Genomic DNA, 17,820 nt, shown 5'->3' with positions numbered 1-17,820 from the left:
CCGCCACCCTGCGAGTAGCCGCCGTCGTCGTCCCCGCCCGAAGGACCGCCCTGGCCCTGGCGACTGCCCAGCATCTGCATCTGGTCGACGCGGATGTCGGTGGCGTACTTTTCGACGCCGTCCTTGTCGTTGTACTTGCGGGTCCGGATCTGGCCCTCGACGTAGATCTGCGAGCCCTTGCGCAGGTACTGCGCGGCGATTTCGGCCAGCCGGCCGTTGAACACCAGGCGATGCCACTCGGTGGCCTCGCGCATCTCGCCGCTCTGCTTGTCCTTCCACTTGTCGGTGGTGGCCAGGGTCGCGTTGCAGACCTGGTCGCCGCTCGGAAAGGTGCGGGTTTCGGGATCGCGTCCCAGATTGCCGACGAGGATGACTTTGTTGACCGATGCCATATGCACTGCCCCTGATGAATGGATGAAGGAGAAGGAAAACCGGAGATTGTGCCGCATGCGCCGGGCCGGCGGCCCGCCTCGGAACCCTCCGTACTGGAAACGGGAGGAAACCGCCCCCAGGCTCGGAAACTGCCTAGGACTTATCATGTTCGGTTGCCCAAGATCGACTGCCCCGTGAAATTCCCCCCCGAAGACGCCTACCTCGGCGCCGTGCTGGCGCAGCAGCGCATCAGCATCCGCGGCGCACGCACGCACAACCTCAAGAACGTCGACCTCGACATCCCGCGCAACAAGCTGGTGGTGATCACCGGCCTGTCGGGCTCGGGCAAGTCGAGCCTGGCCTTCGACACGCTCTATGCCGAGGGCCAGCGGCGCTACGTCGAAAGCCTGTCGGCCTACGCGCGGCAGTTCCTGCAGCTCATGGACAAGCCCGACGTCGACATGATCGAGGGCCTGTCGCCGGCGATCAGCATCGAGCAGAAGGCGACCAGCCACAACCCGCGCTCCACCGTGGGCACGGTGACCGAGATCCACGACTACCTGCGCCTGCTGTACGCCCGCGCCGGCACGCCCTACTGCCCCGAGCATCACCTGCCGCTGCAGGCGCAGACCGTGTCGCAGATGGTGGATGCCGTGCTGGCGATTCCGGACGAACCGCGCCTGATGATCCTGGCGCCGGTGGCGCGCGAGAAGAAGGGCGAGTTCCTGGAGTTGTTCGCCGAGATGCAGGCCCAGGGCTACATCCGCTTCCGGGTCGACGGCCAGACCTACGAATACAACGACCTGCCCAAGCTCAAGAAGACCGAGAAGCACGACATCGACGTCGTGATCGACCGCCTGCGCGCACGCCCCGACATGCAGCAGCGGCTGGCCGAGAGCTTCGAGGCCGCGCTGCGCCTGGCCGACGGCCGCGCGATCGCGCTTGAGATGGAAGCGCCCGCGGCCGAGGGCAGCGCGCCCGCCGCGCCGCGCGAGCATCTGTTCAATGCCAAGTTCGCCTGCCCGATCTGCCACTACTCGCTGGCCGAACTCGAGCCGCGGCTGTTCTCGTTCAATTCGCCCGTCGGCGCCTGTCCAAGCTGCGACGGGCTGGGCCACCGCGAGTTCTTCGATCCGGCGCGGATCGTCGCCTTCCCCTCGCTGAGCCTCGCCAGCGGCGCCGTCAAGGGCTGGGACCGCCGCAACGGCTACTACTTCAGCATGCTGGAGAGCGTCGCCAAGCACTACAAGTTCGACATCGACAAGGCCTTCGAGGAACTGCCCGCCTCGGTGCAGCAGACCGTTCTGCACGGCTCGGCGCAGGAAGAGATCAAGTTCAGCTACGTGATGGACAGCGGCCAGCAGGCCGGCAAGAAGCTGGTGCGCAAGCACCCCTTCGAGGGGATCATCCCGAACATGGCGCGGCGCTATCGCGAGACCGACTCGACGATGGTGCGCGAGGACCTCTCGCGCTTTCGCAACATGCAGCCCTGCCCCGACTGCGAAGGCACGCGCCTGCGGCCCGAGGCGCGCAACGTGTTCCTGGTCGACGAATCCGGCCCCGAGGCGAAGCGGATGGCGATCTACGAGGTCAGCCGCGCCACGCTGCGCGACAGCCTGGCCTACTTCCAGCAGCTGCAGCTGCGCGGCGCCAAGGCCGAGATCGCCGACAAGGTGGTGCGCGAGATCGGGCTCCGGCTCAAGTTCCTCAACGACGTCGGCCTCAACTACCTGAGCCTGGACCGCAGCGCCGAGACGCTGTCGGGCGGCGAAGCGCAGCGCATCCGGCTGGCCTCGCAGATCGGCTCGGGGCTCACCGGCGTGATGTACGTGCTCGACGAGCCCAGCATCGGCCTGCACCAGCGCGACAACGACCGCCTGATCGGCACGCTGCGCCACCTGCGCGACATCGGCAACAGCGTGATCGTGGTCGAGCACGACGAGGACATGATCCACGCCGCCGACCACGTGATCGACATGGGTCCGGGGGCCGGCGTCCACGGCGGCCGAGTGATGGCGCAGGGCAGCTATGCCGAGGTCGCCGCCCACCCGGACTCGCTGACCGGGCAGTACCTGTCGGGCGCGAAGAAGATCGAAGTCCCCGCGCGCCGCACGCCCTGGCTGCCGGTGGTCGCGAAACTGTCCTTCCACGAGGGCAAGAAGGCGCCCCGCTTTCCGCCCAGCCCTGCGGCCGAGCGGCGCGCCGCTCGCGAAGCCGCGCACCTGGCCTCGCAGAGCGACCTGCAGGAAATCCGCGTCATCGGCGCCAGCGGCAACAACCTCCAGGACGTAAGCGTGGCCTTCCCGGTCGGCCTGCTGACCTGCGTGACCGGCGTTTCGGGCTCGGGCAAGTCGACGCTGGTCAACGACACGCTGTACAGCGCGGTCGCCCGCACGCTGTACCGCGCCCACGAGGAGCCGGCGGCGCACGAGGCGATCGAGGGCATCGAGTACTTCGACAAGGTGATCAACGTCGACCAGTCGCCGATCGGGCGCACGCCGCGCAGCAACCCGGCGACCTACACGGGTCTCTTCACGCCGATCCGCGAGCTGATGGCCGAGACCAACACCGCGCGCGAGCGCGGCTACGGGCCCGGCCGTTTCAGCTTCAACGTCGCGGGCGGCCGCTGCGAGGCCTGCCAGGGCGACGGCGTGGTCAAGGTCGAGATGCACTTCCTGCCCGACGTCTACGTGCCCTGCGAGGTCTGCCACGGCCAGCGCTACAACCGCGAGACGCTCGAGGTGCTCTACAAGGGCCGCAACATCGCGCAGATCCTCGACATGACGGTCGAGACCGCGCACGACTTCCTGAAGGCGGTGCCAACCATCGAGCGCAAGCTGCGCACGCTGCTCGACGTCGGCCTGAGCTACATCAAGCTCGGGCAGTCGGCGACCACGCTGTCGGGCGGCGAGGCGCAGCGCGTCAAGCTCGCGCTGGAGCTCAGCAAGCGCGATACCGGCCGCACGCTGTACATCCTCGACGAGCCGACCACCGGGCTGCACTTCGCCGACATCGAGCTGCTGCTCAAGGTGCTGCACCAACTGCGCGACTCCGGCAACACCATCGTGGTGATCGAGCACAACCTCGACGTCATCAAGACCGCCGACTGGGTGATCGACATGGGCCCCGAAGGCGGAGCCGGCGGCGGCACCGTGGTGGGCACGGGGACGCCCGAGGACATCGCGGCCAACGAGGCCAGCCATACGGGGCGCTATCTGAAGCGGTTGCTCTAGGTGTGCGGCATGGCATGACCTGCGAGGTTATCGACGCCGTGCAGGGGCTGCGCGACATTGGATGCAAGCCGGGACCGAGGTGGCCCCGGCAGCAACCAGGCCGAATTTCCAAGGCTGACGAAAGCGCATCATGAACGGCTTCGACATCATCCCTCTCGCAGTGGGCCTCCTCATCGGCATCGCCGCGGTGGGCTCGTGCATCGGCATCGGCATCGTGGGTTCGAAGCTTCTCGAAGGCACGGCGCGCCAGCCCGAGCTCAAGGACACGCTGCAGACGCTGTTCTTCCTGATCGCCGGCGTGACCGACGGGGCCTTCATCATCGCCACGGGCATCGGCCTCTGGTTCGCCACCGCGAACCCGTTCAAGTAGCCCGCCCCCAGCGCGAGTCAACGAGAGTCAACGCTGGCCGATGCGGACGTCGCCGAAGAGGGCCTTCAATTCACGCGGCTGGGAGCGCCAATACTGGTGCGGCGCGTCGACCTGCCCACCGAGTTCGGCCGCGGCGCGCCAGGGCCAGTGCGGTTCGAACAGGATCGCGCGGGCCAGCGCCACCAGGTCGGCCTGGCCGGCCGCGACGATGGCTTCGGCCTGCTTCGGTTCGGTCACGAGGCCGACCGCGATGACGGGCACTTCGACCGCGGCGCGGATGCGCTCGGCCAGCGGCACCTGGTAGCCCGGACCAACCGGGATCTTCTGCAGCGGCGACACGCCACCCGACGAGACGTGGACGAAGCCGCAGCCGCGCTGCGCGAGTGCCTGCCCGAAGGTGATGCACTGCTCGACGTCCCAGCCGCCCTCGACCCAGTCGGTGGCCGAGAAGCGCACGCCGACGGGCACGCGCTCGCGCACCGCGGCGCGCACCGCATCGAAGACCTCGAGCGGAAAGCGCATGCGGTTTTCAAGCGAGCCGCCGTAGGCATCGTCGCGCTGATTCGCGATCGGCGATAGGAACTGGTGCAGCAGGTAGCCGTGCGCGGCATGAAGCTCGATGGCGTCGAGGCCGAGCGCGTCGGCGCGCTGCGCCGCGCCCACGAACGCGGCCTTCACGCGCGCCAGGCCATCGGCATCGAGCGCCACCGGCGGCGGCTCGCCGCTCGCATGCGCGAGGGCCGAAGGTGCCACGGTTTGCCAGGCGCCCTCTTCGGGAGTCAGGCACTGCCCGCCGTCCCACGGCGCGTGGCTGGACGCCTTTCGGCCGGCATGCCCGAGCTGGATCGCGACCGGCATGTGCGAATGGCGGCGGATGGCCGCCAGCACGCGTGCCAGCGCGGCCTGGTTGTCGTCGGAATACAGGCCGAGGTCAGCCTGCGTGATGCGGCCGATGTCCTCGACCGCGGTGGCCTCGATGATCAGCAGCCCGGCGCCCGAAAGCGCCAGCTGCCCGAGGTGGACCATGTGCCAATCGGTGGCGTTGCCCGCTTCGGCCGAGTACTGGCACATCGGCGCGATCACGATGCGGTTGCGCAAAGGCAACGGGCCGAGGGCGAAGGGCGAGAACAAGACGCTCATGGCTCGCGCCGCACCCGCAGCATGCCTTCCTGTGCGGTCGAGGCCACCAGCCGCCCGTCGCGCGCGAAGATGCTGCCGCGGCACAGGCCGCGGGCGCCGCTGGCGCTCGGTGAATCGAGGCTGTAGAGCAGCCAATCGTCCATGCGGAAATCGCGATGGAACCACATCGCATGGTCGAGGCTCGCCGGGCGCACCTGGCCGCTCATGAAGCTCAGGCCGTGGGGGCGCATCGCGGCGCCCAGGAGGCCATGGTCGGACGCATAGGCCAGCAGGGCGCGATGCACGTTGGGGTCGTCGGGCAGCGCGGCGATCGCGCGCATCCAGAGCGCGCTCTCGGCCGGCCGCGGCTGCGGCGTCAGCAGGTCGTCGGGGTCGACCCGGCGGTACTCGAGGCCGTGCGGCGCCACGCCCTTGACCCTCCAGCGCTCGGGCAGGCGCTCGCCGAGGGCGATGCGCTGCTCGCGATCGCTCGGCAGGCCCGCCGGCCCCGCGACGGCCGGCATCGCCAACTGGTGCTCGACGCCGTCGTCGACGGTCTGGAACGAGGCCGACATCTCGAAGATGATGCGGTCGCCCTGGCGCGCCACGACGTGTCGGGTGGTGAAGCTGCGGCCGTCGCGCACGCGGTCGACCGCGTACTCGATCGGCGCGTGCTCGCCCGGCAGCAGGAAATAGGCGTGCATCGAATGCGCCGGGCGCTCGGCCCCGACCGTGCGGCTGGCCGCCATCAGGGCCTGGCCCAGCACCTGGCCGCCGAAGACCGCGGGCGTGCCGAGGTCCTCGCTCTGGGCCCGGAAGCGGTCGTCGCCCAGGGGTTCGAGGCGCATCAGGTCGACCAGTTCGGCGACGACGCGGTTGGCGGTGGCGGGATCAATCATCGGGGGCGGCGGAAACAAGACAGCCTGCAACGATAACAAAGAGACCGCCGGGGCGCTGTCCCGCGGCTGTCAGTGCCGAAGTGGTCAGCGGTCGAGGTCGGCGCCGTCGGCCGCCAGCTTGCGCTGCAGCGCCGGCACGTCGACCGCGGCGAAATCGCCCGAACCCAATGCCGCCGCGGCCGTGCCCGCGGCCTGCCCCATTACGAAGCAGCCGCCGCTGGCGCGCGCCGCCGACTGTCCCTCGTGCGTCATGGAGGCGCAGCGCCCGGCCACCAGCAGGTTGGCCACGCCGCGCGGCACCAGCATGCGCCAGGGCAGCTGGTTGTAGGTGCGGCGCTGGTCGCGCGGAAAAGCCCATTCGATCCGGCCCGCCGCATGCATCTCCATCGGCCAGGCATTGATGCCGATGCCGTCGTCGAAACGGGCAGACGAGAGGATGTCCTCGCCTGTCAAGGCGTAGAGCCCCTCGATGCGCCGGGTTTCGCGGATGCCGACCTGGGGCGCGATCTCGACGATGGCCGACTGCTCGAAGCCCGGCACCTCGGCCTTCAGGAAGCGGAAGAACTCGCCGATCTGGCGCCGCCCCTCGACCTCGCCGTCGCTGAGCTGGCGGGCGTCAACGCCGTTCATCGCGCCGCCTTCGGCATTGCGGATCTGCGTCACGTTGGCGCGCCATTCGCGCGGATCGATCTGCGGCCGCAGGATCGCGCCCTCGCGCGGGAAGCTGTAGGCAGTCGGGTCGCGCTCGCGCGCCTTCTGCATCAGGTCGTTGATGGCCTTGAATTCGCCGACCGCCGTCAGCGCGCGCTCCGCCTCCACGTGGCCGACCCGGAACATGGTGGACGGGAACAGCCCGCTGCCCTGGCCGTCGCCGACCGCGAAGGGCACGCCCGCAAACGCCGCCACGTCGGCATCGCCGCTGGCGTCGACGAAGGCGTTGGCGCGGATCGCCTGGCGGCCCGACTTGGTCTCGACCACCAGCGCCGCGATGCGCTGGCCGTCCATGACGACCGCCGCCGCCAGCGCGTGGAACAGCAGTTGCACGCCGGCGTCCAGCAGCAGCGAGTCGGCCGCGCACTTGTAGATCGAGGTGTCGTAGGAGCGCACCCGGATGCGGCCCTGCAGGCCGTCCTGCGGCTTGTTGAGGCCGCCCAGGGCGTCGATGCACGCCAGCAGATCGTCGGCCACGCCGTGCACCAGCTGCGTCATCTCGCCGTCGCGCTTGCCGTAGAGGCCGGCGAAATTGGTCACGCCGCCGGCGGTCCCCATGCCGCCGAGGAAGCCGTAGCGCTCCACCAGCAGCGTGCGGGCGCCGTGGCGCGCGGCGCTCACCGCGGCCGCGATGCCCGCCGGCCCGCCGCCGACCACCACGACGTCGTAGTCGCCGAAGACCGGCAAGGTGCGCTGGGGCTCGACGACCGTTGAACTCATTGCAGCTTGATGCCGTTGGTGGAAATGATCTTCGACATGATCGCGGCCTCTTCCTTCACGCGCGTGCGCATGCCGTCGGGCGAGGTGCCGACCGCCTGCCAGCCCTGCTCGAACAGCTTCTGGCGCACTTCGGACGACTTCATGATGATCGCGAGTTCCTTCGTGATGCGGTCCTGCGCGGTCTTCGACAGGGTCGCCGGGCCGACCAGCGCGGTCCACACCTCGAGGTTGAAATCGCGCACGCCGGCATCCGACAGGGCCGGCACATCGGGTGCCAGCGTGCTGCGGCCGCTGGTCAGCCCGACCGCCTTGACCTTGCCGGCCTTGACCTGCGGCAGCGCCACGCCGGGCGGAATCAACGCCATCTGGATCTGGTTGCCGATCAGGTCGGTCATCACCTGCGGGTTGCCCTGGTAGGGCACGTGCTCGGCCTTCAGGCCCGGCACGCGGCTCTTGAGCAGCTCCATGCCCAGGTGGCCGACCGAGCCGACGCCGACCGAGCCGTAGCTCCACTTGTCGCCGCCCTTGCGCGCGGCGTCGAAGAAGGCGGCGCCCGTGGGCAGGCTGGCCTGGCTCACCAGCACCAGCGGCGCGGTGGCGATCAGCGACAGATAGGTGAAGTCCTTTCCCGGGTCGTAGGGCAGCTTCGGGTACAGCATCTTCGACGAGGTCAGGTTGCCGTTGATGACGATGCCCAGCGTGTGGTCGTCGGTCGCCTTGGCCACCTGGTCGGCCGCGATGTTGCCCGAGGCGCCGGGCTTGTTGTCGACCACCACCGGCTGGCCGAGGGCCTTGGCCAGCGGCTCGGCAATGGTGCGGGCCGCGATGTCGGGGGTCGAACCGCCCGGGAAACCGACGATCAACCGGATCGGCCTGGTCGGCCAGGCCGCGCCCTGCGCCGAGGCGGCGAGCGGCAGGGCAGCGGCGGCGAGGCCGCAGGCGACAGCGATCAGGAGGGCTCTCTTGGAGGGGTGCATGGAAACTCGGTTGGGAGAAATGGGGAAACGAAGGATAGCCCCCTCTCGTAACCAGAAGTCATCAGCATCACTCGAGGCTGATGTTCCCGCGCTTCACGAGTTCGCCGTAGATCTTCGACTTGGCCTCGGCGTTGCGCTCGATCTCTTCCGGCGACCAGGCCAGCGGCTCGAAGGCGAAGGTGTCGAAGCGGGCCCGGATCTCGGGGTCGGCGATGACCTTGGCGACGTCGGCGTTGATCTTCATGCGGATCGCGGCCGGCACGCCCTTCGGCGTCAGCAGCGAGACGAAGGAGTTGACCTCCAGCCCGGCCGGCCCGCCGGACTCGGCCATGGTCGGCACCTCGGGCATCTGCGGGATGCGCTTCGGCGCCGCGATCGCGATGTAGCGCAGCTTGCCGGCCTTGTAGATGCCCTGGCTCGAGGGCAGGCTGGCGAAGCTCCAGGCCACCTCGCCCGAGCCGACGTTGGCGAAGAGCTGCGAGACCTCGCGGTAGGGCACGTGCTGCATGTGGGTGCCGGTCAGTGCCTCGAGCTGTTGGGCGCCCAGGTGGCCGGGGCTGCCGACGCCCCAAGAGCCATAGCTGACCTGCCCCGGCTTCTCCTTGGCGGCGGCGATCAGGTCGCTCATGCTCTTCCACTTCGAGTCAGTCGGCACGGCGACGAAGAAGGGCGTGCGGAACAGCGAGGCCACCGGGTCGAAATGCTGCAGCGTCACGAAATTGCGCGACTTGTAGAGGTGCGGCAGCGCGGCGATGTGCTCGCTGTCGAGCTGCAGCAGCGTGTAGCCATCGGGTGCCGCGCGGCGCACCTGCTCGATCGCGATGAAGCCGCCGCCGCCAGGCTTGTTGTCGACCAGCACGCGCTGGTTCCAGAGCCGCCCGAGCTTGTCGGAGATCAGCCGCAGCACCGCGTCGGGGCCGCTGCCGGCCGCGAAGGGCGTGACGATCGTCACCGGCTTGCTCGGGAAGTCCGCGGCCGGCGCCTGGGCCGCCGCGGTGTTGGAAAGCAGGGCCGTGGCGCTGGCGGCGAGCAGCGAGAAGAGGAATTTCATGCGGTTTGTCTCTGGTTGGAATGAAAGGTCGGGATTTGTATCAGCTTGCTGCGGCGCGCGCGTCGTCCAGGCAGTGCGCCGGGTTCCAGCCGTAGAGCCATTCGACCGCGTCGTAGAAGCGCTCGGGCGTGCGGCCGACCCACAGGCTGTTGCGAACCAGGCGCTCGACACCGCTGGCGTGGTAGAGGCGGCCCATCTCGCGCACAGACAGCACCACGCGGGCGGTGCGTGCGACCCGTGCCGAGGCATAGAGCCGGAAGGCGGCGGCGAGGTCGAAATCGCAGGCCTGGACCGCGGCACCCAGCGTCACCGCATCCTCGAGCGCCATGCAGGCGCCCTGCGCCAGGTACTGCATCATCGGATGGGCGGCGTCGCCGAGCAGCGTGGCCGTCCCCTCGCTCCAGGTCGCCACCGGCTCGCGGTCGGCGGTGCTCCAGCGGCGCCAGGAGCCGGGCCGGTCGAGCAGTTGCCGCGGGCGCGCATGCACGCCCTCGAAGTACGACATCACCTCTTCCTTGCTGCCTTCGCTGATGCCCCACTCCTCGTGTTCGCGGCTGTGGAAGGTGACGACCAGGTTGTAGTGCTCGCCGTGGCGCAGGGGGTAGTGGACCAGGTGGCAGTTGGGGCCGGCCCAGACCACAGGCGCGTTCCAGCGCAGGTCTTCCGGCATGTCGGCCGCCGGCACCACGGCGCGGTAGACCACATGGCCCGAGACCCGCGGCGCGTCGCCGATCAGCTTCGCGCGCACCACCGACTTGACGCCGTCGCAGCCGACGATGCCGTCGGCGCTGAAGCGGCGGCCGTCGCGCGTGACGGCGGTCACGCCGCGCTCGCTGAGGTCCAGCGCGTCGACCTGCGCCGAGGTATGGAAGCGGATCAGCGGCTGCTGCTTCACGGCTTCGTGGATGGCGCCGTGCAGATCGGCCCGATGGCTCACCGCGTAGGGGTTGCCGAAGCGCGCCCGGAAGGCCTCGCCGACCGGCACCGAGGCGATTTCTCGACAGTCGATCGCGTCCATCATCACCAGCCGGTCGGTGAAGACCGCGCCGCGCCGCACCGCCTCGCCGACGCCGAGCGCATCGAGCGCCGCGAAGGCGTTGGGCCCGAGCTGAAGGCCGGCGCCGATCTCGCCGATGGCGGCGCTCTTCTCCAGCAGGTCGACGCCGATGCCGAGCCGCGCCAGCGCGAGCGCCGCGGCCAGGCCACCGATTCCGCCACCGACCAGCAGCACGGAGGGCATGTTCCCGGATGTCTGGCTCATGATCCACCCCTTGCAAAAAAGTCAGTCGATGCGCACCGAGATCGGCTCGAGGCCGTCGATGCGCACCTCCATGGTCTGCCCGCGCCGCACCGCGCCCACACCCTCGGGCGTGCCGGTGAAGATCAGGTCGCCGGGCTGCAGCGCGAACAGGGTCGACAGGTTGGCGATGACCTCGCTGACCGACCAGATCAGGTTGCGGATGTCGCTCTTCTGGCGCAGCTCGCCGTCGACCTCGAGCGTGATCGCCCCGGCCGTCATCTCGCCGATCGCGGCGCGCGGGCGCAGCACGCCCACCGGGGCCGAGAAGTCGAAGGCCTTGCCGATCTCCCACGGCCGGCCCTGCTCGCGCATCTTCATCTGCAGGTCACGGCGCGTCATGTCGAGCCCGACCGCGTAGCCGTAGATGTGGCGGTGCGCGTCGTTGACCGCGATGTCGCGGCCACCCTCGCCGATCGCCACCACCAGCTCGGCCTCGTAGTGGTAGTTGGCGGTCTGGGCCGGATAGGGGATGGCGACGGCACGGCCCGCGGGCACCGGCACCACCGAGGCGTCGTCGTTCGGCTTGCAGAAGAAGAAGGGCGGCTCTCGGTCGGGGTCGAAGCCCATCTCGCGCGCATGGGCCGCGTAGTTGCGGCCGACGCAGTAGACGCGGCGCACCGGAAACAGCTCGGTGGTGCCGGCGATCGGAAGGCCGACGATGGCCGGAGGAGGAAGGACGAAGGGCATGGAGGCTCCTGCCGCGCGCGGCGGCCATGGGGATCGAGAAACGGCTGCGCGCGGCAGCCAGCGGAAATCAGGCCTTGTCGAGGAAGGCTTCGCGCAGCACGCCCATCGCCTGCTGCACCGGCCGGTCCGAGAAACTGAACAGCACCACCTCGTCGGTGGCGGCAAGGCGCAGTGGCGCCCAGGAGGGCACGACGAAGGTGTCGCGCGGCCCGAAGTCGAAGCGCTGGCCACCGATCTCGACCGTGCCATGGCCCTCGACCACGCTGTAGACCGCGCCATCGGTGGCACGGTGCGTCTTGCCGGCGAAGCCCGGGGGCAGCAGCTGCAGGTTGGTCGCGATGGTCGGCATCGGCGAGCCGCCGGTCAGCGGGTTGATGTAACGCAGCTTGTGGCCCAGCCAGGCATCGGGCGCTTCCTGCTTCTGCAGCTGCGCCAGCGCCTCGCGGCTGCGCGCGTATGGGTAATTGAAGATCGGCGAGGTCGGTGCGACGTGGTCGTGCCGCACCGGCACCATGTTGTGGCCGAAGCGCGCCAGGCTGTGGCCTTCGGGCCGCGCCACCTGCTGCATGCGGGCATCGTCGTTCTCGGCGAAGCCGGCGTCGAAGAAGCGGATCATCGGGATGTCGAGGCCGTCAAGCCAGACCACCGGCTCGCTGACGCCCCCGATGCCTTCGTTGCCGTGGTCGTGCCAGGCCCACGAGGGCGTGATGATGAAGTCGCCCGGATACATGGTCGTGCGCTCGCCGGCGACCGTGGTGTAGGCCCCGTTGCCGTTGACGATGAAGCGCAGCGCCGACTGCACGTGGCGGTGCGAGGGCGCCACCTCGCCCGGCATGATCAGCTGCAGCCCGGCATAGAGCGACTGCGTGATCGACGAGCGGCCCGGGATCGCCGGGTTCTCGAGCACCAGCACGCGGCGCACCGCTTCCTCGGCGGTGATCAGCTCGGCCGATTCCATCAGCAGCGGCCGGATCTCGTCGTAGCGCCAAAGCGCCGGCACGCAGGGCGTCTGCGGCTCGCGCGGCACCAGCGCGTGCAGCGACTCCCACAGCGGGGTCAGGTTCAGCGGGCGGATGCGCTCGTAGTAGGCGCGTCGTTCGTTCATGGGGCTTGTCTCCTGGCGTCAGGCGCCGAGCCCCGGATTGTTGGACCCGACCACTATTTGTTCAAGACTTGGATTCAATACCTGGAATATTGTTTTTAGATAATGGTGGCTTCGCACACCCCACTGGAATCGCCATGTCCAAGCTCGACCTCGAATGGCTCACGGTCTTCGACGAGGTCTACAAGACCGGCAGCGTCTCGAAGGCGGCCGAACGCCTGGGCATGGCGCAGGCGGCGGCCAGCACCATGCTGAACAAGCTGCGCGCACATTTCGACGACCGGCTGTTCGTGCGCACCGCCCAGGGCATGCAGCCCACGCCCTACGCGCAGCGGCTCGGCGGCCATGTGCGCGAGGTGCTGGCCCAGCTTGACCTGGCGCGCGGCAGCCGCGCCGGCTTCGCGCCGGCTGAGGCGCGGCGCAGCTTCCGCATCTGCATGACCGACATCAGCGAGGTGGTGCTGCTGCCGGGCCTGCTGGACCACCTGCGGCGCGAGGCGCCAGGCGTGCACCTCGAGACCGAGATCATCTCGACCGACAGCGGCCGCCGGCTGGAGGACGGCGAGGTCGACCTGGCGGTCGGCTTCATGCCGCAGCTGGACGCCGGCTTCTACCAGCAGACGCTCTTCATGCAGAACTTCGTCTGCCTGGCGGCGCAGAACCATCCGCGCATCGGCACCCGGCTCACGCTGCGCCGCTTCGAGGCCGAGGCCCACGCGGTGATCTCCTCGTCGGGCACCGGCCACGCGATCGTCGACAAGACCATCGCCCGCCTCGGGCTGGCACGCAACGTGGTGGTGCGCCTGTCCAGTTTCCTGAGCGTGGCGCGGATCGTGGCCCACACCGAGCTGATCGTGATCGTGCCGCGAATCCTCGGCGAGGTGCTGGTGACGCAGGAGCCGGTGCGACTGCTGGAGCCGCCCTTCGCGCTGCCTTCGTACGCGGTCAAGCAGCACTGGCACGAGCGCTTCCATGCCGACGCCGGCAACATGTGGCTGCGGCGCACCGTGGCCCAGTTGTTCGCGCCACGAAACGCCGCGGCGCTCGCATAATCGGCGCGGGCRCACCCTCGATCCACTCCTCGCCCAGGCAACCCATGTCGTCCATCACCCTGCGCTTCCTGGCCGAACCCAGCACCGTCAACTTCGGCGGCAAGGTCCACGGCGGCACCGTCATGAAATGGATCGACGAGGCCGGCTACGCCTGCGCCACCAGTTGGTCCAAGCGCTACTGCGTCACGGTCTTCATCGGCAGCATCCGCTTCCATCGGCCGATCATGATCGGCGACCTGGTCGAGGTCGAGGCCCGCCTCGCCTACACCGGCAACAGCAGCATGAACATCTCGGTCGAGGTGCGCAGCGGCGACATGAAGGGCGGCGAGATGACGAAGACCACCGAATGCCTGGTGGTCTTCGTCTCGGTCGACTCGCACGGCCGCACCCTGCCGGTCGACACCTTCACGCCCGGCACGCCCGGCGAGATGGCGCTGGCCGAGCGGGCCCGTGCCCATCTCGAGGCTGCCCGGGCGGCGGCGGCGGCAAACTAGCGCTCACCGAGCCGCGGGCTCCTGCGCGATGCGGCGCGCCAGTTCGATGTCCCGCCCGAGGAAGAAGCCGAGCACCGTGCGGATCGCGGCGATGGCGCCGAGCTTGCCGATGTCGTCCCAGTTGGGCGCCACCGCGGTGGCGATCAGGTCGGCCGCCAGCATGAACTCCAGGCCCAGCAGCAACCAGCGCGAGAGCCCCTGCCAGACCTCGAGCGTGACGGCGGACACGGGCCGCCGCGCAATCAGGCCCGCGCCCAGGCTCCACAGGGCCACCACGGTGCCGAAGGCGAGCAGCACCATCGTGATGAGCTGAAGGGCCTGCGACAGGCCTTCGGCAAGGAGATGCAGCGCGTGTTCCATGGGCGACCTTCGGGTGGGGCCCCATGGTGCCCGCCCCGGTGCGCTGTTCGCAATTGCCCTTTGGTGAGGGGTCGTCGGGCCGGATCAGCCCGCGGCCAGCACCGTGCCGATGACCTCGCCCAGGCCGATGCGCACCGCGCCGGCGCGCTCGCAGTAGCCGCGCAGGCTCAGGGTGTCGCCGTCCTCGAGAAAGGTGCGGCGCTCGCCGTTCGGCAGCGTGATCGGGTTCTTGCCGCCCAGCGTGAGTTCGAGCAGCGAGCCGGCTTCATCAGGCTTCGGGCCCGACAGCGTGCCGGAGCCGAGCAGGTCGCCGGGCTGCAGGTTGCAGCCGTTCACCGTGTGGTGGGTGAGCAGCTGCGCCGCGGTCCAGTAGGCGGCCTCGGCGGTGTTGCCGCGCGTGAGCCGCACCGCGGGCTCGCCGGCCTCGCGCATCTTCGCAGTCTGGAGCCAGACCTCGAGCGTGATGTCGAGCGCGCCACGCTCGCGGTTGGCCGGCGCGTCCAGGTAGGGCAGCGGCTGCGGATCGCCGGCGGGGCGCTCGAACTTCGCGCGGAACGGCGCCAGCGCTTCCATGGTGACGATCCAGGGCGACAGCGTGGAGGCGAAGTTCTTCGCCAGGAACGGGCCCAGCGGCTGGTACTCCCAGGCCTGCAGGTCGCGCGCCGACCAGTCGTTGAGCAGGGTGACGCCGAACAGGTGCGACTCGGCGTCGGCGATCGCGACCGGCTCGCCCAGCGCGTTGCCCTGGCCGACGACGAAGCCCAGTTCGAGCTCGTAGTCGAGCCGCTTCGAAGGGCCGAAGCTGGGCGCCTCGGCCGGATCAGAGCCCGGCGCCTTGGTCTGGCCCTGCGGCCGCTTGAAGCGCTGGCCGCTGACCGCGATCGACGAGGCCCGGCCGTGGTAACCGATCGGCACCCACTTGTAGTTGGGCATCAGCGGCTGGTCGGGACGGAACAGCTTGCCGACCGTGGTCGCATGGTGGATGCCGGTGTAGAAGTCGGTGTAGTCGCCGATGCGGCAAGGCACGGTCATTTCGACGGCCGACTGCGCGCTCAAGGCCTGGGCCCATTGCGCCTTGTTGACGCTGCCTTCGCGCAACCCTTCGGAGAGCGCGATGCGCAGGGCCTGCCGTTCCTCCGGAGCCTGGGCCAGCAGCACATTCATGTCGTCGGTGTCGACCAGGCCGACGGCCTTCAGGTCCAGCACCTGGTCGCCGATCGCGACGCCGATGCGGAAGGACTCGCTGCTGCCGGCCGGGCGGAAGCGCCCGAAGGGCAGGTTCTGGATCGGGAAGTCGCAGCCGGCTTCGTTGGCCGAGGCGACCCAACTGCGCAGCTTCGGATCGTGGGTGGCATTGATCGTGGTGTTCATGGCTTGAAGTGGTCCTGGAGGCCGGCCCAGCAGTCGGCGTAGTTTTGGTCGAGCGCGGGGCTTTGCATCGCGTACCCGGTCGGGATGAATCGGAAGCGGCTTTCGAACATGAAGGCCAGCGTGTTGTCGAGCTTCTGCGGTGCCAGCTTGGCGTTGCTGGCCTTGTCGAAGGCTTCCTCGTCGGGGCCGTGCGGCACCATGCAATTGTGCAGGCTGGCGCCGCCCGGCTTGAAGCCGCCGGGCTTGGCGTCGTACTCGCCGTAGACCAGGCCCATGAATTCGCTCATGAGGTTGCGGTGGTACCACGGCGGCCTGAAGGTGTCTTCCATCACCAGCCAGCGCGGCGGGAAGATCACGAAGTCGCAGTTGGCGGTGCCGGGCGTGTCCGAGGGCGAGGTCAGCACCGTGAAGATCGATGGATCGGGATGGTCGAAGCTGATCGAGCCGATGGTCATGAAGTTGGCCGTGTCGTACTTCACCGGCGCCAGGTTGCCGTGCCAGGCGACCACGTTGAAGGGCGAATGCCGGGTCGGCGCCGACCAGAAGCGGCCGCCCGACTTCTTGACCAGCTCGTAGGCCACGCTGGCGTCCTGGAAAGCCGCCACCGGGGCCTCGAAGTCGCGCGCGTTGGCCAGGCCGTTGGAGCCGATCGGGCCGAGTTCGGGCAGCCGGAACTGGGCACCGTAGTTCTCGCAAACATAGCCGCGGGACGGCCCGTCGGGCAGCTCGACCTTGAACACCACGCCGCGCGGCAGCAGCGCGATCTCGCCGGGCCTGACGTCGAGCACCCCCATCTCGGTGGTGATCACCAGCCGGCCCTGCTGGGGCACCACCAGCATCTCGCCGTCGGCATTGACGAAGGCGCGGCGCTCCATCGAGCGGCTCGCGAGGTAGACCAGGGCACCGATGCCGGTCTGCGCCTCGGCGTCGCCGTTGGCCGCCAGCGTGTGCATGCCGTCGATGAAGTCGAACTCGTCGCCGCCGAAGGGGATCGGCGCCCAGCGCATCGGCTCGGGCGCGAGCGCGATCTCGCGGTCGGCGCCGGTGCTCCAGTGCGCCTGGGGATAGGCCTGGTAGCGGCCGGCCACCACCGAGGGTTGGCGCCGGTACAGCCAGCTGCGCCGGTTCTGGTGCCGCGGCGCGGTGAAGGCGGTGCCCGAGATCAGCTCGGGGTAGAGGTCGAAGGGCGCGCGCTGCGGGCTGTTGCGGCCCTGTGGCAGGGCGCCGGCGACGGCCTCGGTGGCGTATTCGTTGCCGAATCCGGCCAGGTAGCGGCGCTCGGCCGTGGATGCGATCGTCATGATGGGTTCTCTTGAAGACTCAACGGGATGGCGCTGCCGCCTCGAAGGCCTGGCGCAGCACGGCGGTCGAACCGATGTGGTTGGCCAGCACCAGCACCAGGCGGGCGTTGAAGGCGTTGCTCTCGTCGCTCGTGAGGCCCTGGTGGGCTTCGATCAACGCTTCATAGAAGTCGTCGGGCGCGTCGAGGTTCGGGGTGGTGATCAGGTCCATGGCGTTCTAGGCCTCCTTGGCTGGCTTCGCCAGTGCGCGGTCGCGCGCGGCGCGCACGGCTTCGGGTGTGGGCGCGCGCCAGCGCGCGCAGACATGCTGGTCGGGCCGCAGCAGGTAGGCCGTGCCGGGGCGGGCGTCGTAGCGCCGGCCGGCGATCTCGCCCGCCTCGCTGGTCGCGAGGCGCACCACGTGCAGCGGCAGATCGGCCGCGGCCAGCGCATCGAGGCTGCGCCGGGCGGCCTCGCCATCACCGAAGACCAGGGCCGTGAAGCGGGTCGCCGCGGCGGCCACACCCGCGGGCGACAGCGCGCGCAGCAGCCAGCCGCGGCGCCCGTCGGCCTCGACGATCGGCGCGTCGGCCGCCGGGGCGCCCGGCACCATCGGCCCCTCGAATGCATCGACGTCGGGCGTGTTGAGCGTCGAGTCGCGCAAGGTGCTCGGCACCGACAGCCGCCCGCTGTTGACCAGCGCCCGCGCGAAGGCATGGCGC

17 protein-coding genes and 1 pseudogene are annotated in these 17,820 nt (G+C 69.5%); 4 read left to right on the top strand and 14 right to left on the bottom strand.

What is annotated here, in order from left to right:
* The coding region (gene ssb, locus AC1DY5_RS13870) for a single-stranded DNA-binding protein (protein ID WP_478112115.1) at positions 1 to 392 on the bottom strand (392 nt) is incomplete at its 3' end.
* Positions 393 to 566: 174 nt separating this feature from the next.
* Here ssb and uvrA point away from each other — a divergent pair.
* Together uvrA and atpE are read left to right on the top strand one after the other, a co-directional pair.
* Entirely contained in the window at positions 567 to 3,605 is a 3,039-nt protein-coding gene (gene uvrA / locus AC1DY5_RS13865; protein ID WP_478112113.1) for an excinuclease ABC subunit UvrA, read from the top strand.
* Positions 3,606 to 3,735: 130 nt separating this feature from the next.
* Complete coding sequence (atpE, locus tag AC1DY5_RS13860) at positions 3,736 to 3,975, top strand: F0F1 ATP synthase subunit C (protein ID WP_478112111.1); 240 nt, start codon at positions 3,736 to 3,738, stop codon at positions 3,973 to 3,975.
* Between the two features lie 27 nt (positions 3,976 to 4,002).
* On the opposite strand, the gene AC1DY5_RS13855 is transcribed toward atpE, so the two are convergent.
* The 8 genes from AC1DY5_RS13855 to gtdA form a co-directional block, all read right to left on the bottom strand.
* Positions 4,003 to 5,115 carry an NADH:flavin oxidoreductase/NADH oxidase gene (locus AC1DY5_RS13855; RefSeq protein WP_478112109.1) on the bottom strand — a complete coding sequence of 371 codons (1,113 nt, stop codon included), beginning with the start codon at positions 5,113 to 5,115 and terminating at the stop codon, positions 4,003 to 4,005.
* Complete coding sequence (locus AC1DY5_RS13850; protein WP_478112107.1) at positions 5,112 to 5,993, bottom strand: acyl-CoA thioesterase; 882 nt, start codon at positions 5,991 to 5,993, stop codon at positions 5,112 to 5,114. The genes AC1DY5_RS13855 and AC1DY5_RS13850 overlap by 4 nt, the downstream gene beginning before the upstream one ends.
* Positions 5,994 to 6,077: 84 nt before the next feature.
* Positions 6,078 to 7,424 (bottom strand): FAD-dependent oxidoreductase, encoded by a 1,347-nt coding sequence (locus tag AC1DY5_RS13845; RefSeq protein WP_478112106.1) that lies wholly within the window; start codon positions 7,422 to 7,424, stop codon positions 6,078 to 6,080.
* Complete coding sequence (locus tag AC1DY5_RS13840; protein ID WP_478112105.1) at positions 7,421 to 8,401, bottom strand: Bug family tripartite tricarboxylate transporter substrate binding protein; 981 nt, start codon at positions 8,399 to 8,401, stop codon at positions 7,421 to 7,423. Before AC1DY5_RS13840 ends, AC1DY5_RS13845 begins: the two co-directional genes overlap by 4 nt.
* A 67-nt stretch (positions 8,402 to 8,468) precedes the next feature.
* Positions 8,469 to 9,452: a Bug family tripartite tricarboxylate transporter substrate binding protein gene (locus tag AC1DY5_RS13835; RefSeq protein ID WP_478112103.1), complete on the bottom strand. Its 984-nt coding sequence runs from the start codon at positions 9,450 to 9,452 to the stop codon at positions 8,469 to 8,471.
* A 40-nt stretch (positions 9,453 to 9,492) separates the two neighbouring features.
* Positions 9,493 to 10,713 carry a 3-hydroxybenzoate 6-monooxygenase gene (locus tag AC1DY5_RS13830; protein ID WP_478112101.1) on the bottom strand — a complete coding sequence of 407 codons (1,221 nt, stop codon included), beginning with the start codon at positions 10,711 to 10,713 and terminating at the stop codon, positions 9,493 to 9,495.
* Positions 10,714 to 10,734: 21 nt separating this feature from the next.
* The gene (locus AC1DY5_RS13825; protein WP_478112099.1) at positions 10,735 to 11,439 is read right to left on the bottom strand and encodes a fumarylacetoacetate hydrolase family protein; all 705 of its coding nucleotides are present in this window, start codon (positions 11,437 to 11,439) and stop codon (positions 10,735 to 10,737) included.
* 67 nt (positions 11,440 to 11,506) lie between these two features.
* Positions 11,507 to 12,544 carry a gentisate 1,2-dioxygenase gene (gtdA, locus tag AC1DY5_RS13820; RefSeq protein WP_478112097.1) on the bottom strand — a complete coding sequence of 346 codons (1,038 nt, stop codon included), beginning with the start codon at positions 12,542 to 12,544 and terminating at the stop codon, positions 11,507 to 11,509.
* Between the two features lie 134 nt (positions 12,545 to 12,678).
* On the opposite strand from gtdA, the gene AC1DY5_RS13815 reads away from it, so the two are divergent.
* Both AC1DY5_RS13815 and AC1DY5_RS13810 read left to right on the top strand, forming a co-directional pair.
* Entirely contained in the window at positions 12,679 to 13,593 is a 915-nt protein-coding gene (locus AC1DY5_RS13815) for a LysR family transcriptional regulator (RefSeq protein ID WP_478112096.1), read from the top strand.
* A gap of 44 nt (positions 13,594 to 13,637) precedes the next feature.
* Positions 13,638 to 14,087: an acyl-CoA thioesterase gene (locus AC1DY5_RS13810; RefSeq protein WP_478112095.1), complete on the top strand. Its 450-nt coding sequence runs from the start codon at positions 13,638 to 13,640 to the stop codon at positions 14,085 to 14,087.
* 3 nt (positions 14,088 to 14,090) lie between these two features.
* Here AC1DY5_RS13810 and AC1DY5_RS13805 read toward each other — a convergent pair whose 3' ends face one another.
* The 5 genes and pseudogenes from AC1DY5_RS13805 to AC1DY5_RS13785 form a co-directional block, all read right to left on the bottom strand.
* The gene (locus AC1DY5_RS13805; protein ID WP_478112093.1) at positions 14,091 to 14,447 is read right to left on the bottom strand and encodes a DUF1622 domain-containing protein; all 357 of its coding nucleotides are present in this window, start codon (positions 14,445 to 14,447) and stop codon (positions 14,091 to 14,093) included.
* Positions 14,448 to 14,531: 84 nt separating this feature from the next.
* Positions 14,532 to 15,818, bottom strand: a complete 1,287-nt coding sequence (fahA, locus tag AC1DY5_RS13800; protein WP_478112091.1) for a fumarylacetoacetase — start codon at positions 15,816 to 15,818, stop codon at positions 14,532 to 14,534.
* Entirely contained in the window at positions 15,815 to 17,119 is a 1,305-nt protein-coding gene (gene hmgA, locus AC1DY5_RS13795; RefSeq protein ID WP_478112089.1) for a homogentisate 1,2-dioxygenase, read from the bottom strand. The genes fahA and hmgA overlap by 4 nt, the downstream gene beginning before the upstream one ends.
* Positions 17,120 to 17,138: 19 nt before the next feature.
* Positions 17,139 to 17,330 (bottom strand): DUF2783 domain-containing protein, encoded by a 192-nt coding sequence (locus AC1DY5_RS13790; RefSeq protein ID WP_478112087.1) that lies wholly within the window; start codon positions 17,328 to 17,330, stop codon positions 17,139 to 17,141.
* Positions 17,331 to 17,336: 6 nt separating this feature from the next.
* Positions 17,337 to 17,820, bottom strand: a pseudogene (locus AC1DY5_RS13785) (FAD-dependent oxidoreductase); the annotation flags it as partial.

The sequence above is a fragment of the Variovorax sp. P4_D9 genome (genome assembly GCF_056401695.1).
The sequence above is the reverse complement of the archived record's forward strand: the minus strand, read 5'-3'. Positions and strand labels throughout refer to the sequence as shown.

Excerpts from the sequence above, each read along its gene's own strand:
- fahA (WP_478112091.1), bottom strand. The coding sequence starts at position 15,818 with ATGAACACCACGATCAATGCCACCCACGATCCGAAGCTGCGCAGTTGG.
- hmgA (WP_478112089.1), bottom strand. The coding sequence starts at position 17,119 with ATGACGATCGCATCCACGGCCGAGCGCCGCTACCTGGCCGGATTCGGC.
- AC1DY5_RS13805 (WP_478112093.1), bottom strand. The coding sequence starts at position 14,447 with ATGGAACACGCGCTGCATCTCCTTGCCGAAGGCCTGTCGCAGGCCCTT.
- AC1DY5_RS13825 (WP_478112099.1), bottom strand. The coding sequence starts at position 11,439 with ATGCCCTTCGTCCTTCCTCCTCCGGCCATCGTCGGCCTTCCGATCGCC.
- AC1DY5_RS13830 (WP_478112101.1), bottom strand. The coding sequence starts at position 10,713 with ATGAGCCAGACATCCGGGAACATGCCCTCCGTGCTGCTGGTCGGTGGC.
- AC1DY5_RS13855 (WP_478112109.1), bottom strand. The coding sequence starts at position 5,115 with ATGAGCGTCTTGTTCTCGCCCTTCGCCCTCGGCCCGTTGCCTTTGCGC.
- AC1DY5_RS13840 (WP_478112105.1), bottom strand. The coding sequence starts at position 8,401 with ATGCACCCCTCCAAGAGAGCCCTCCTGATCGCTGTCGCCTGCGGCCTC.
- AC1DY5_RS13815 (WP_478112096.1), top strand. The coding sequence starts at position 12,679 with ATGTCCAAGCTCGACCTCGAATGGCTCACGGTCTTCGACGAGGTCTAC.
- AC1DY5_RS13835 (WP_478112103.1), bottom strand. The coding sequence starts at position 9,452 with ATGAAATTCCTCTTCTCGCTGCTCGCCGCCAGCGCCACGGCCCTGCTT.
- AC1DY5_RS13845 (WP_478112106.1), bottom strand. The coding sequence starts at position 7,424 with ATGAGTTCAACGGTCGTCGAGCCCCAGCGCACCTTGCCGGTCTTCGGC.
- gtdA (WP_478112097.1), bottom strand. The coding sequence starts at position 12,544 with ATGAACGAACGACGCGCCTACTACGAGCGCATCCGCCCGCTGAACCTG.
- atpE (WP_478112111.1), top strand. The coding sequence starts at position 3,736 with ATGAACGGCTTCGACATCATCCCTCTCGCAGTGGGCCTCCTCATCGGC.
- AC1DY5_RS13790 (WP_478112087.1), bottom strand. The coding sequence starts at position 17,330 with ATGGACCTGATCACCACCCCGAACCTCGACGCGCCCGACGACTTCTAT.
- AC1DY5_RS13810 (WP_478112095.1), top strand. The coding sequence starts at position 13,638 with ATGTCGTCCATCACCCTGCGCTTCCTGGCCGAACCCAGCACCGTCAAC.
- AC1DY5_RS13850 (WP_478112107.1), bottom strand. The coding sequence starts at position 5,993 with ATGATTGATCCCGCCACCGCCAACCGCGTCGTCGCCGAACTGGTCGAC.